Annotated in this window: 11 protein-coding genes and 1 tRNA gene; 11 read left to right on the top strand and 1 reads right to left on the bottom strand. The window is 40.7% G+C overall.

All coding sequences use genetic code 11. The features are described from left to right. Positions 1-262: 262 nt before the first annotated feature. The 11 genes from MTBBW1_RS18215 to MTBBW1_RS18160 all read left to right on the top strand — a co-directional run bounded on the left by MTBBW1_RS18215 (position 263) and on the right by MTBBW1_RS18160 (position 10408). The gene (locus tag MTBBW1_RS18215) at positions 263-1045 is read left to right on the top strand and encodes an ATP-binding protein (protein WP_080805685.1); all 783 of its coding nucleotides are present in this window, start codon (positions 263-265) and stop codon (positions 1043-1045) included. A gap of 13 nt (positions 1046-1058) precedes the next feature. Next, entirely contained in the window at positions 1059-3182 is a 2124-nt protein-coding gene (gene acs, locus MTBBW1_RS18210; protein ID WP_080805683.1) for an acetate--CoA ligase alpha subunit, read from the top strand. Positions 3183-3362: 180 nt separating this feature from the next. Beyond that, positions 3363-3962, top strand: a complete 600-nt coding sequence (locus MTBBW1_RS18205; RefSeq protein ID WP_186441460.1) for a 4'-phosphopantetheinyl transferase family protein — start codon at positions 3363-3365, stop codon at positions 3960-3962. Between the two features lie 416 nt (positions 3963-4378). Then, the gene (locus MTBBW1_RS18195) at positions 4379-4699 is read left to right on the top strand and encodes a DUF1844 domain-containing protein (RefSeq protein WP_080805677.1); all 321 of its coding nucleotides are present in this window, start codon (positions 4379-4381) and stop codon (positions 4697-4699) included. Then, on the top strand, positions 4699-5586 hold the full coding sequence (ispE, locus tag MTBBW1_RS18190; RefSeq protein ID WP_080805675.1) for a 4-(cytidine 5'-diphospho)-2-C-methyl-D-erythritol kinase: 888 nt from the start codon (positions 4699-4701) through the stop codon (positions 5584-5586). Before MTBBW1_RS18195 ends, ispE begins: the two co-directional genes overlap by 1 nt. 82 nt (positions 5587-5668) lie before the next feature. Beyond that, positions 5669-5743, top strand: a tRNA-Gln gene (locus MTBBW1_RS18185). A gap of 47 nt (positions 5744-5790) precedes the next feature. Further along, positions 5791-6729 (top strand): ribose-phosphate diphosphokinase, encoded by a 939-nt coding sequence (locus MTBBW1_RS18180; RefSeq protein ID WP_080805673.1) that lies wholly within the window; start codon positions 5791-5793, stop codon positions 6727-6729. A 358-nt stretch (positions 6730-7087) separates the two neighbouring features. After that, positions 7088-7708, top strand: coding sequence for a 50S ribosomal protein L25 (locus tag MTBBW1_RS18175; protein WP_080805671.1), 621 nt, complete (start codon positions 7088-7090; stop codon positions 7706-7708). A gap of 9 nt (positions 7709-7717) precedes the next feature. Next, the gene (pth, locus tag MTBBW1_RS18170) at positions 7718-8311 is read left to right on the top strand and encodes an aminoacyl-tRNA hydrolase (protein WP_080805669.1); all 594 of its coding nucleotides are present in this window, start codon (positions 7718-7720) and stop codon (positions 8309-8311) included. Between the two features lie 300 nt (positions 8312-8611). Beyond that, on the top strand, positions 8612-9121 hold the full coding sequence (locus MTBBW1_RS18165) for a CarD family transcriptional regulator (RefSeq protein WP_080805667.1): 510 nt from the start codon (positions 8612-8614) through the stop codon (positions 9119-9121). Positions 9122-9382: 261 nt separating this feature from the next. After that, on the top strand, positions 9383-10408 hold the full coding sequence (locus tag MTBBW1_RS18160) for an RluA family pseudouridine synthase (RefSeq protein WP_080805665.1): 1026 nt from the start codon (positions 9383-9385) through the stop codon (positions 10406-10408). Between the two features lie 225 nt (positions 10409-10633). Here the strand turns inward: MTBBW1_RS18160 and fdhF are convergent, their stop codons facing one another. Beyond that, positions 10634-13408, bottom strand: coding sequence for a formate dehydrogenase subunit alpha (gene fdhF / locus MTBBW1_RS18155; RefSeq protein WP_080805663.1), 2775 nt, complete (start codon positions 13406-13408; stop codon positions 10634-10636). Positions 13409-13767 lie beyond the last annotated feature (359 nt).

Genomic DNA, 13767 nt, shown 5'->3' with positions numbered 1-13767 from the left:
TATCCGTTTCTATTTTGTTTTTATTTAGTATTTAAAAAACCATCAAAATGTCGATTTTGAGTAAGTATGGAGAATAGTATATTGCCATATATCTGTGCAAGGTAAATCTGAAAGTGGAGAGCTTGAGGCTTGATTTTCACGAACATCTTGTTATTTTATATTTTTTATGGGAGAAGAATCACTGCGACAAAGGTCGGATTATTATTTATTAGACTTTTTTTATTTTCCGAAAATATATAAAAAGATACATCTTGGAGACGTAATGAGTAAAATTATAGCACTTGCCGGTAAAGGTGGAGTTGGTAAAACAACTGTGGCATCCCTTGTTCTGCGCTACCTGTCAAAGAGGGGACACTCTCCTATCTTAGCTGTTGATGCTGATCCCAACAGCAATCTTGGAGAAACCCTTGGAATGAATGTTGAAAAGACAGTCGGAGATATCCGTGAAAATTTTATGAAGGATCCCCAGGGCGTTCCTTCAGGGATGGACAAGATTGTTTATCTTGAGATGCTCATGAATCAGGTATTGATGGAGAGAAAAGAGTTTGACCTTCTTGTTATGGGACGTCAGGAGGGCCAGGGATGTTACTGCATGGTTAACAATATCCTTAATCGTTTTACAGAAGAGCTTGAGAAAAACTACAAATATCTTCTTGTGGATAATGAGGCTGGCATGGAGCATTTAAGCAGGCGCACTTCAGGCAAGGTGGATATGTTGCTTTTGGTGACTGACTATGCCTTGAGGGGATTGAGAGCTGTTGGGAGGATTCACTCAATGCTTGGTGACCTGAAACTGACTGTTGGAAATGTTGGTCTTGTTGTCAATAGAGCTCCTGAAAAGCTTGGCATCACTTTTATGGATGAGGTTACAAAAATAGGTATTCCTGTTGTGGCGTCCATACCTTCTGATGACTCACTTCTTGAGTTTGACATGGATAGAAGATCCCTTATTGAACTGCCTGATGATTCCCCAGCAGTAACTTCTGTAGATTTGATGATGGAAAAGGTGTTGTCAACAATAAATTCCGGCACAAAAGCCCCTTGATGGAGATTTTTTTATGGATAAGCTTGATGCCATATTTGCACCTGATTCCATAGCTGTTCTTGGGGCTTCCACCCAGAAAGGCAAAGTTGGTCATGATATTTTTGCAAATATCCTTTATGGAGGTTACCAGGGAACCCTTTACCCTGTTAATCCCAAAGCTAAATCAATATTAAGTGTTAAATGTTACGGAAGCATTACTGATATTCCGGACCCTGTGGATCTTGCCATGATCATTTTACCGCCGAGGCTCTCATTAAATGCAGTTGAAACCTGTATTGCCAAAGGTGTAAAAGGGGTTGTGATTGTCTCAGCAGGATTTAAGGAGGTTGGTGGAGAGGGGCTTGAAATTGAAAAAAAGATACAGAATATGTGTAGGGAAGCTAATATCAGACTGGTTGGGCCTAACTGCCTTGGAGTTATAAATCCTGCCCCGTCAGTTTCTCTTAATGCAAGTTTTTCCAAAAGAATGCCTTCTGCCGGCAATATATCATTTATATCCCAAAGTGGTGCTCTTTGTACCGCAGTCCTTGACTTTGCCGCTGACAAGGGTTTTGGTTTTTCAAAGTTTATATCCATTGGTAATAAGGCCGATGTTGACGAGCTGGATCTGCTGCGCTATTACCACAAAGACCCCAATACAGATGTTGTGATGATTTATATGGAGGAGCTTTCAAGGAGCGCCGAAGAGTTTATCTCCGAGGTAAGAGAGATGACATCTGGTATCAACCCCACTCCTGTTATTGTAATAAAATCAGGAACATCCGATGCTGGGGCTGCGGCTGCTGCATCCCATACAGGATCACTTGCGGGTTCTGATACGATTTATGATGCCATATTTGAGCAGTCAGGAATCATACGTTGCCACACAGTTAACGAGCTTTTTGATTATGCCGAAGTGCTTGCTTCAAAAAAGGTTCCCCAGGGTGACAGAATTGCAATTGTCACCAATGCAGGCGGCCCTGGCATAATTGCCACAGATATGAGCGAGCATTCTGGCTTGAAACTGGCTGTGTTTTCCGAGGAAACCATTAAGGAGTTGCATAAGTATCTTCCACCCACTGCCAATTTTCACAATCCAGTTGATGTTATAGGAGATGCTGCAAGGGATCGGTATGAAAACACCCTTGCCACCGTAATAAGCGACCCTGGAGTTGACAGTGTCCTGATTATTTTGACACCACAGTCAATGACAGACGCTGTAGGTACTGCCGAGGCAATTGTCAAGATTGCCAGGTCAGCGGTAAAGCCAATTGTATGTGCATTTATGGGTGTTGTGGATGTTTCCGATGGTGTTGGATTACTTCAAAAAAATCACGTACCAGTGTATCAGTTTCCGGAAAGTGCTGCCCGTGCTCTGGGTGCTCTTTATGCACAGACACGCTGGCTCTCCAGAAGAGTGCTTCCCCAGTACAACATTGAATTTGACAAGGTAAAGGGAGAGGCAATTATAAATGAGTGTATGGAAAAGGGTATGACAGTTCTGGGAGAGCTTGAGGGAAGTCGCCTTCTTAAATGTTACGGATTTAATGTTCTTGATATGGAGATTGCCCGATCTTCTGAAGAGGCTGTTCGTATCGCAGAATCCATTGGATATCCTGTTGTCATGAAAATTGTTTCATCCCAGATTCTGCACAAATCCGATGCAGGTGGAGTCAAGGTTGGCATAGAAAATTCTTCTGATGTTGTGGCTACTTTTAATATGATCATGGAAAGGGCACGAGCCTACAAGCCTGATGCTGAACTTGATGGCGTACTTGTACAGCAGATGGCTAAACAGGGTAAAGAGGTTATTCTTGGGGTCAGCCGTCATCCGGGTTTTGGTCATGCTGTTATGTTCGGCCTTGGTGGAATCTTTGTTGAACTCTACAAAGATGTTGTATTCCGTATGGCCCCCATGGGAAGAAATGTAGTTAGAAGGATGATTAAAAGCATAAAAGGTTATCCAATTTTAAATGGTTTTCGGGGGGAGCCTAAAACCGATATAGAAACCCTTGAAAAAAATCTTGTAAGTCTCAGAGCCATGGTTAAAAACCATCCGGTTATAAAGGAGCTGGACATCAATCCGCTTTTTGTGCATAAAGAGGGAGAGGGTACAACTGTTGCAGACATTATTATCAAACTTGAGCCCGTGGATTAGCTGCTCCTAATTGATGAACTTATCACTGACTAGTGTTCTTTCAAGGTTTGATTATCGGGTAGAAAATGCCTCTTAGCTTTGCATTGCCTGTAAAATCACCCGACAGTTTAAACTTGAAGAAGCATTAATTAATATGGTGGTTGCCAAAGATATCATGCTGGAATCTCAGGAGCTTGCATAGTGCTTTATCCTGCAATATTAAAGGTGCCTGACTTTGTTGCCGGGCTTAAAGTGCGGGAAAAAAACAGGGCACTTTCTGTATGTGCCCGAAGATCCCTTTTAGTTTCGGCAGAAGCTTCAAATATTTCACTTGAACACCTTAAAAAGGGAGAATTTGGGGAGCCTCTGCCGTGTGAAGGGGTATATTGGTCAATAACCCATAAGTCAAAATATGTTGCAGGAGTTGCTGCAAGATTTCCTGTTGGCATTGATATTGAAGAGATAAAGCCAGTTAGACTTTCACTTTTCAGAAAAATATGCAGTGATGAAGAGTCTGAATTTTTTGATAACATTTATGAAAAAGAGACAGTTTTTTTTAGAGTCTTTACAGCCAAGGAAGCGGTTCTGAAATCCAGGGGCAGAGGCATTTCACATCTTTCATATGTAAAGGTCGCAAAGGTACCTGACAGTGAGAGTATGTTGCTTTTTTATAATGAATTTAATGGGGAAAATAGAGGGTATTATTGCGTAAAGAATTTTTATTATAAAGAGCATGTACTCTCTATTGCAACTGCTTCTGAGGAATACAATAAATTGAATTGTTCTGTTTTGTTATACTGAGTGTTTGAAGATTATTACTGCTTATGATTGTTGATGGCCTTGTAAAAAGTGAGGAATGCCAAAATTGAGATTAATATTTTTAGTTGGTTCTGACTGATCAATTTTCGCCATTGTACTTTTTTTACATGTTCATCAAGGTTCCCGTAACAGCTTTTTTTTAAATGGCTTTCAACGCTTCTATTGTGGTGGCTACCCGCCTGTACGTTTTTATATGAAAGTCTCGGTAACAGCCTGTTTTTAAAAACGACTTTCATCTTTTCGATTGTGGCTATCATCAGCCATGTACGTTTTATAAGAAAGTCCCCGTATTTCAAGGTTTTTTTCAGGGCTTTCATGCTTCGTTGTGGCAGGGGTGTCTGCTATGGCCGTTATAGAGGAATATTATCTAATACACATTCCTGATAAGGAGGTTTTGTATGTTAGCACAGGGAAAGGATTTTGTAATGAACGAGTGTGCAGAGCCGGGTCCGGAGAAATGTCAATGCAACTCCCTTCCTGCGGTTGATTTTTCCACATTTATGATATCGTTATACTCATCGGCTTTGGTCCAGCTTGGAGAGATGCCTGATCCATCCACAGGCTCCAGAAGTAAAAATCTCTCAGTGGCAAGGCAGACCATTGACATGATCGATATGCTGGCCCAAAAGACTCATGGAAACCTGGATTCTGAAGAAGAGAAACTCATGAAGAGCCTCAATCATGAGCTTAAACTTGCATATGTAAAGGCAAAGTGCTGATGCATCAGGTAAAATCCTATGCAAAGATTAATCTGTTTCTTTATGTGACAGAAAGAGCACCAAGTGGCTATCATGAACTGCTAATGCTGATGAGCTGCATTGAGCTTCATGATAAATTGACGGTGGAGTTTGATCAGTCTGAAATCACAGTGATTTGTGATCATCCTGATGTTCCGGAAAATGAATCAAATCTTGTATTTAAAGCTGTCAGTATTTTTTTTAGCAGTTTGACATGCAAAACAGGTTATCTCAACCGCCAAGGAATTCGTGTAACCATAGAGAAAAATATTCCTGTTGGAGCCGGACTTGGTGGAGGAAGCAGTAATGCAGCAGCAGTTTTAAAAGTCATGAACCATTATTATGGTCAGCCTTTTTCCCCGCAGGAACTGATGACGATTGCTTTTAAAATCGGAGCTGATATCCCGTTTTTTATTGATGCCCGTACTTCGATTGTAAAGGGGTTCGGAGAGCAGATTTGCCCAATCGGAGCTCTTTCTGATTTGCCCGAATCTATACTTCTGTTTTATCCTGGAGTCGCAGCTTCTACTGCAGAAGTATATAAAAATCTGGATTTGGGATTGACAAAACAGATTAAATTTAATATTAACTCCCTCTTAAAAACATCAGGCAACAATAAGATGTCGGATATTGATGGAATTATGCACAATGACCTTGAAATTTCTGCATGTGCACTGTATCCCGAAATTGGACAATTCAGGAAAGAGCTGATAGAAAGCGTGCCGCAAAAGATAATGATGACAGGAAGCGGTTCAACTTTTTTTGCACTGTTCGATGATTATATAAAGGCAAAACACTGCTATGAGGCTTTGGCCAAAAGATGGAATAAGACCGGAAAAAGGGTTTTTATGACAAGTTTTGTTGTATAATATATCAATCAAGGAGTAAGCAATAATAGGTAATGTCCTTTCAATAATTGCGACTTAATGCATAAGTCCATGTCAAAAATACTGGGGCGTCGTCAAGCGGTAAGACACAGGATTTTGATTCCTGCATTCGGAGGTTCGAATCCTCCCGCCCCAGCCATAAAACTAAAGATTTTTTAAAAAGAATGCGCTTCAAAGAGAGATGCTATGAATTCAATGTCAATATTTTCAGGGAATTCAAATCTACCCCTTGCCCAGAAAATATCCGATTATCTTTCAAGGCCCCTTGGTAATACAAAGTTGACCCGTTTCAGTGATGGAGAGATTCAGGTTGAGATTCAGGAAAATGTAAGAAGACAGGAGTGTTTTGTAATTCAATCAACCTGTCACCCTGTAAATGATACTATTTTTGAACTTCTGTTGATGATTGATGCGTTAAAACGATCTTCTGCAAGCTATATTACAGCGGTTATCCCTTATTACGGGTATGCACGTCAGGATAAAAAGGTTGTGCCAAGGGTCCCCATCAGTGCCAAACTTGTGGCGGATCTGCTTACAAATACAGGTGTGAACCGCGTCATTACCCTTGATCTTCATGCAGGCCAGATACAGGGTTTTTTTAATATTCCTGTTGATAATCTTTATGCCGCTCCTGTGATTCTTGACTATATAAAAACAAATTTTCAGGATGAACTGGTTGTTGTCTCTCCTGATGCAGGGGGTGTTGAGCGTGCAAGGGCATTTGCAAAGCGTTTGCATGCAGGACTTGCAATTGTTGATAAACGCCGCAGCGCACCAAATCAGGCAAAGGCCATGGCAATTATTGGTGATGTCGAAAATAAGGTTGCAGTTATTTTAGATGATATGGTTGATACGGCAGGAACATTGACAGAGGCAGCAGGGGTTCTTGAAGCCAAGGGTGCTAAGTCAGTCCATGCCTGTTGTACTCATGCTGTTCTTTCGGGTCCGGCTGTTGACAGATTAGAGCAATCCTCCCTTAAAACCTTGACAGTAACTGATACAATTCCTCTTGCACCCAAAGCCCAGGAGTGCAGTAAAATTAGACAGCTCTCCATTGCAAAGCTTGTTGGTGAGGCCATAATAAGAAGTTACAGAGGCGATTCAGTAAATTCACTTTTTGTTTAGATTTTTATTTCGATTGTATGCAATCTTTTTAATCCTTTTTTGCACTTGTTTATATGATGTATTGTGATTTGACATTAAAATAATCTCTGCTTTACCGTGAAAATTTTTCTATTATGTTCATGATACCGGTGTCGATCAGGCCATAACGGTTCAGCTTAATTTTTTATGTTGATGATATATCCAATATCTTATATAAGACAAGATTTGAAGGGAAGGGTGGGATTGCATATTTGCGTTTTGGGAACAATCTCTTTTGGAAGATCATTTGGAATAAAATCTACAATGATGTTTAACGTATGTTGATTTAATATATTTTGTAGTGCTGCCTTCTTTGAATGCAGACATGGAGGAAAGAAAATTGGAACTTATTGATTTGAAAGCTGAAATCAGAAAAGGCAGTGGTAAAATAGCAGCTCGTGCTTTGAGAAAAAACAAGTCAGTACCTGCGGTTCTTTATGGCTCAAAAATTGAACCTCAATCAATTGCAGTCAATACATACGAATTTTCGGAGCTTATAAGAAAAAATGGCTCAAGTGGTCTTTTTATCAATCTTAATATAGCGGGTGACACTAAACCTTCCAGAACCGTACTTCTGAAAGAAGTTCAGATGGATACATTCAGACTGAACTATCTTCACGCTGATTTTCAGGAAATTGACATGGATGAAAAGGTTTCAGTTATGGTACCTGTTGAGCCTGTGGGTGCATCTCCTGGAGTTAAAGCAGGTGGTCTTCTTCAGGTTATCAGAAGGGAGCTTGAGTTGTGGTGCCGTCCTGCAGATACCCCTGAATCTGTTTCAGTGGATGTCTCTTCTCTTAATGTGGGCGATGCAGTTCATGTTGAAGATATTGATCTTGGCAGTGATATTGAGATTCCGCATGAGGTTAATTTTACTGTAATTACTGTGGTTCCACCTGTCACTTCAGGTTCTGATTCAGATGAAGAGGTTGAAGAAGAAGAGGAAGAACTTGAGGCATAATCAAGGGTAATGATCAGAAACAAGACATACATGATTGCGGGGCTGGGAAATCCTGGTCAGGAGTATTCCCAGACCCGTCATAATATGGGGTTTCTTGTGGCTGATGAGCTTGCCCGACGCTACTCTTTATCCTTCAGTAAATCACGTTTTGATGCCCTGACTGCAAGGGGTAGGATTGCAGGTGATTCTGTTGTTCTTGTTAAGCCTATGTCCTACATGAATAGAAGTGGCTTTCCTGTACAGAAAGTATCTGCCTACTTTAACATTGATCTTCCCAGTATAATTGTTGTTCATGATGAGCTTGACCTTAAACTCGGACGTATAATGATTGTGAAAGATCGTGGTCATGGCGGACACAATGGAATCCGCTCTTTGATTGATCTTCTTGGCAGCAGAAATTTTATAAGGGTACGCCTTGGAGTTGGCCGTCCCGACCATTGTGGCGAAAAAAACGTGACATCACATGTGCTCGGAAGATTTTCAAATGAAGAAAAAGCAGAGATTACCAATATTGTTTCTAAAGCAGCAGATGCTTGTGAGATTATAATTTCAAAAGGCGTTCAACATGCCATGAACACCATTAATACTAACCCTCCTTCCTGATTTCTCCTTCAAATGTTGTTTTTTTCAAAACACTGCTTCCTGATTTCTCCTTCAAATGTTGTTTTTTTCAAAACACTGCTTCCTGATTTCTCCTTCAAATAGTATTTTTTGAAGACACTGCTTCCTGATTTGTCCTTCAAATAGTGTTTTTTCAAGACACTGATTTTTCTCTGGATTCTTATATCCCTTTTTTTGTTTGATAAGAATATGAGCTTGTGGTATATTATTCGATGATAGCAGTACTGTTTGGTGAATAATCACAACAAAATACTGGTGCTTAACTATAGGGGGTAAGTCATAATGACAGTTGTTCGTGAACTTGGCAAAAAAGAATTCAACAAGGGAGATCTGGCTGTTTATCCTGCACATGGGGTGGGGTGTATTGAGTCCATTGAGAGTAAGGAAATTAATGGCGAGAACATGAACTTCTATATGATGAAAATCATTGAAAATGGAATGGTTATCATGATTCCTACTTCAAATGTGGATTCTGTGGGACTGAGAGAAGTTATTGCTGAACAGGAGATTCCCCAGGTTTACAAAGTCATGCAGGAGAAGGCGCAGGTGCCTGATAACCAGACTTGGAATCGAAGGTATCGTGAATATATGGATAAAATAAAAACGGGTTCCATATATGATGTTGCAGAAGTTTATAGGGATCTGTTTCAACTGAAACTTGAGAAGGATCTATCATTTGGTGAGAGAAAGTTACTTGATACTGCTCAGAGTCTTCTTGTGCAAGAGCTTTCCATGGCAAAATCTGTTGATGAAAAAGAGATGATTGTTGAGATTGAAAATCTGTTTGCCTGATGGTTTTTAATTTTTGTCACCTTTTGGCAATGTTGATTTCCAGAAAAATATTTTGGCATCTCAATTTTGAAGGGCAAGCAAAAAGGAGTGCACCCACAATTTTTTTGCCAATTATATTATCTGGAATACTATAGAATGAAGAAAATTGAGTCCAATATATAGTTTTGAGACCGGCCTTACTCTAATACATGAGTGATGCCGGTTTTTTGTTTTTTAAATTCATAGAGATGCCTTACTCTAACCGAGATTTTGAGTTATTCCATGGATATTAAATTTGTTGTCATGTCAGACTATCATGGGGTGCGCCTTGATCTGTTTTTGGCAGCTCAATGCCCTGATTATTCCAGATCAAGAATTTCTGCTCTGTTGAAAGAGGGCGCCATTCTTGTTGGTGATGAGAGGAAAAAAGCTTCATATAAAGTAAGTGTTGGTGATATTGTATCTGGCTCTATTTGTTCTTCGAATGGCGATGAAGGGGTTCCGGTTCCTCAGCCCATTCAACTATCCATTCTTTATAAGGATTCCCACATATTAGTGATTGATAAACCTCCTGGTATGGTTGTTCATCCTGCTCCAGGAAATACTGAAAAAACCCTTGTAAATGCTTTGCTTGATTATTGCCCTGAGATATCTTCTGTGGGAGATGACTTTCTAAGACCCGGTATTGTGCATCGGCTGGACAGAGATACAAGTGGTGTAATGGTGGTTGCCCTCACTAATCCTTCATTTGAATTTCTTAAGAAGGAGTTCATGTTCAGAAGAGTTGAAAAAAAATACCTTGCTTTTATTTCTGGTAACCTGGAGCAGATGAGTGGGAGGGTTGTAATGCCCATAGGGCGCCATCCTGTAAAGAGAAAAATGATGTCAGTTGTTAATGAAGCTGAACGGGGACGTTATGCAGAAACAATTTGGCGGGTATTAGAGCGGCATGATGGTACTGATCTTGTTGAGGCAGAGCTGAAAACAGGAAGAACCCATCAGATCAGGGTACATTTTAAGGCGTTGGGCCACCCATTAATAGGGGATAGTGTCTATGGGTTTAAAAGTGACTTCAGAAAGAGATCAGGTGGACTGTGTCAGGGTGGACAGTCGAGAAGGGTTAAAGATATATATAATTATGATATTGTGGATGATATGAAAAATAAGGCTAAACGGCATCTTCTGCATGCATGGAAACTAAGCTTTCGTCATCCATGGACAGGGCGTAGGATGTTTTTTACTGCACCTGTGCCTGAAGATATGAGAAAGTATATGAGAGGTGAATTGCTGATAAACCCTCATGACTGATAGGTATCACAATGATACATAAAATTATTTATATATCAGTATGTTATGAAGACTTTCTAATAAGCCCCCATGTTTGCTAACGCATCACAACGATACATAAAAGGTTATTTATGTCAGCATGTTATGGAGGCTTTATAATAAAACTTGTAATAATCGAAATCAAATAAAAAAACTCCCTCTCCGTATATGGATAGGGAGTTTTTCATAGATCAGGTCAATTTATTTTCAAGCTGCCTTTTCTATTGTAATTGCACATACCTTGAATTCAGGTATTTTGGCAACTGGATCAATTTTGGCGTTTGTCAGACGGTTTGCAGCGGCCTTTGCAAAATGGAACGGGATAAAAACTGTTCCATTGACGGCTTTTGGTGAAATCTGTGCCCTTGCCTTTATTTTACCTCTTCTTGAAAAGACATTTATCATTTCACCGTTGGCAATGCCCATTCTGTCTGCATCTCCTGAAGATATTTCAACAAAACACTCTGGTGACATAATGTTTAGCCCTTCGGACTTCATTGTCATTGTACCGGTGTGGTAATGGTATATTACCCTTCCTGTGGTGAGCATCAACGGATACTCATTGTCTGGAAGCTCTGCAGGAGGTTGATGATCAATGGCATGGAAAAGCCCTTTTCCCCTTGTAAACTGAACTGTATGGAGAATAGGAGTTCCAGGGTGATCTAATGTCGGGCATGGCCAGTGAATGCCTATTTTATCAATGCGTTCCCATGTTATGCCGGCATAGGATGGTGTGACACTTCTTATCTCTTCAAAAATCTCCTCTGCATTGTCATATTTCATGGGGGTACCCATGCGAGTTGCAATTTCACATATGATTTTCCAGTCTTCCCTTGCAAATCCAGGGGCTTCAACAGCTTTTCTTATCCTTTGAACCCGTCTTTCTGTATTGGAAAAGGTGCCGTCTTTTTCAGCAAAACAGAAGGATGGGAGAACAACATCTGCCAAGGATGCGGTTTCCGTAAGGAAAATATCCTGAACCACAAGAAATTCAAGATTTTTGAAGGCTTTTTCAGCGTGGTTTAGATCAGGGTCAGAGACCAGAGGATTTTCACCAATTATATAAAGAGACTTAAAATCACCATGTTCAGCTTTTTGTATCATCTCTGTAACAGCAAGGCCAGGCTTTGATGATAATCCTGTAATATTCCATGATGTTTCAAATTTTTTCAAGGCTCCTGCATCATCAACCTTCTGGTATGCAGTGAGAACGTTTGGAAGGCCGCCCATGTCACATGCACCCTGAACATTGTTCTGCCCCCTGAGAGGATTGACACCACCGCCGGGTTTTCCCAGGTGTCCACAGAGCATGGAGAGGTTGGCAAGAGATTTTACATTATCTGTGCCACAGGTGTGCTGGGTTATACCCATACAGTAACATATACTTGCTCTTTTGGCTTTTGCAAATATACGGGCTGTCTGAATTATATCATCTGAAGAAATACCTGTTATATCTTCAACATACTTAGGAGTATATTTTTTTACGGTTTCTTGAAGAGCATCAAAACCTTCTGTGCGATTTGATATAAAATCGCTGTCCATAAGATTTTCTTCAATTATGACATGCATAAGGCCGTTTATCCACGCAATGTCAGTTCCAGGAGTAGGACGCAGCCATTTTGCAGAGTGTTCGGTCAGTTTTATCTTTCTTGGGTCAATAACAATAACGGTTGTGCCCTTCATGGCAGCCCGTTTTATAAAGGTTGAAAGTACCGGATGATTTTCAGTGGTGTTTGAACCTGTAACAAGAATCACATCCGCAGTTTCAATATCAGCAATGGTGTTTGTCATTGCGCCACTTCCAAATGCTGCGGCCAGACCGGCCACTGTGGAGGAGTGTCAAAGTCGTGCACAATGATCTATATTGTTGGTCTTAAGAACTGCTCTGGTGAATTTCTGGGCAATGTAATTATCTTCATTTGTTACTCTTGCAGATGTGAGAACGCCCATTTTATCTGCCCCGTGCTTCTCCTTGATCTCTTTGAGTTTTTCTGCAACAAATGAAAGAGCTTCATCCCAGCCAACTTTTTCAAGAGAGCCGTTTTTCTTTATAAGAGGGGTTGTAAGTCGGTTTTCAGAGCTTACAAAGTGATACCCATATCTACCCTTTACGCACAGGCTGCCGTTGTTTGGAGGGCAATTATCAACACCGTTGACTTCAACGATTTTATTGTCCTGGACTGTAAGGTTGAGCTGGCATCCAACACCGCAGTATGAGCAGGTTGTTCTAACTGTGTTTGTAGTTGATTCATCAAAGCGTTTTTTTGTTGCCAGTGTCTCTTTGGGGATAAGTGCTCCCACGGGGCAGACCTGCACACATTCTCCGCAGAAGACACACTCTGAATCCTTAAGCGGCACATCAGTACCTGCAACAATTTTGGCATCTGCTCCTCTGTAACCAAAATCAATTGCATTATTGACCTGTATCTCTCGGCAAGCCTGCACACATCGACCGCAAAGAATGCACCGGGAAAAATCCCTCAATATAAATGGATTTACCCGCTCCATTGGGTATTTGGATTCTGATATTGGCATCTCTTTTGTGATAACCTGATACCTGTATGCAAGATCCTGAAGCTTGCAGTCTCCCCAAACAGGACATAGTTCATTGTACTGGTCATCATTGAGAACCTTGAGATGGAATGAAGTCCAGTCATCCGGATCAAATTTTCTGATTGCACAGTTGTGGTTACCGGATGAGAGCATCAACTGGATGATATTTTTCCTGGCTTTGATGACTTCCCGGGATTCGCTGTGTACCTTCATGCCTGGTGCGGCTGGTGTGGCACATGAGGGGACAAGATCCCTTGCGCCTTCCACCTCAACAACACATACCCGACATGCGCCTGTTGGAGTGGTACCTTTAAGATGGCAAAGTGTGGGGATAAAAATATTATTCCTCTCAGCCACCTCCAGGAGGGTCTCTCCAGGCTCAAAGGTAAACGGATGATTATCAATTTGTATGATATTCTCTTTACCCATGAATTGCTCCTAAGTAATGGGTTTAAATAACTTACTCAAAGTCGACACCTATGGTCTTGTAAGCCTTGTCAACACTGTCTGAATCAGAATGCTCAAGATTAACAGGATAAGGCAGGATTATCTATCCTTAGCATCCTATTCATCCTGGTTATCCTGGTTCAGACAATGGCAATAACTTCTGAAAAAGCAATAAGATGTTGATTTTGAGAACTTAACCAAACTTCCTCTCTACAGCCATAAAAAGAGTGCTGGAATTGAGGCGTATGGGCAAGTTATTTAGACTCTGTTCCTAAGTTGATTGAAATTGAACAAGAAAAAAACAGTATATTAACAGAATTAAGTACAGGATAATCTTTGCA

The organism is Desulfamplus magnetovallimortis (assembly GCF_900170035.1).
Lineage (GTDB): Bacteria > Desulfobacterota > Desulfobacteria > Desulfobacterales > Desulfobacteraceae > Desulfamplus > Desulfamplus magnetovallimortis.
The sequence above is the reverse complement of the archived record's forward strand: the minus strand, read 5'-3'. Positions and strand labels throughout refer to the sequence as shown.

Bases quoted from the DNA above. Each gene is read 5' to 3' on its own strand.
- MTBBW1_RS18165 (WP_080805667.1), top strand. From the start codon at position 8,612: ATGACAGTTGTTCGTGAACTTGGCAAAAAAGAATTCAACAAGGGAGAT.
- MTBBW1_RS18215 (WP_080805685.1), top strand. From the start codon at position 263: ATGAGTAAAATTATAGCACTTGCCGGTAAAGGTGGAGTTGGTAAAACA.
- MTBBW1_RS18160 (WP_080805665.1), top strand. From the start codon at position 9,383: ATGGATATTAAATTTGTTGTCATGTCAGACTATCATGGGGTGCGCCTT.
- pth (WP_080805669.1), top strand. From the start codon at position 7,718: ATGATCAGAAACAAGACATACATGATTGCGGGGCTGGGAAATCCTGGT.
- MTBBW1_RS18195 (WP_080805677.1), top strand. From the start codon at position 4,379: ATGTTAGCACAGGGAAAGGATTTTGTAATGAACGAGTGTGCAGAGCCG.
- MTBBW1_RS18180 (WP_080805673.1), top strand. From the start codon at position 5,791: ATGAATTCAATGTCAATATTTTCAGGGAATTCAAATCTACCCCTTGCC.
- acs (WP_080805683.1), top strand. From the start codon at position 1,059: ATGGATAAGCTTGATGCCATATTTGCACCTGATTCCATAGCTGTTCTT.
- ispE (WP_080805675.1), top strand. From the start codon at position 4,699: ATGCATCAGGTAAAATCCTATGCAAAGATTAATCTGTTTCTTTATGTG.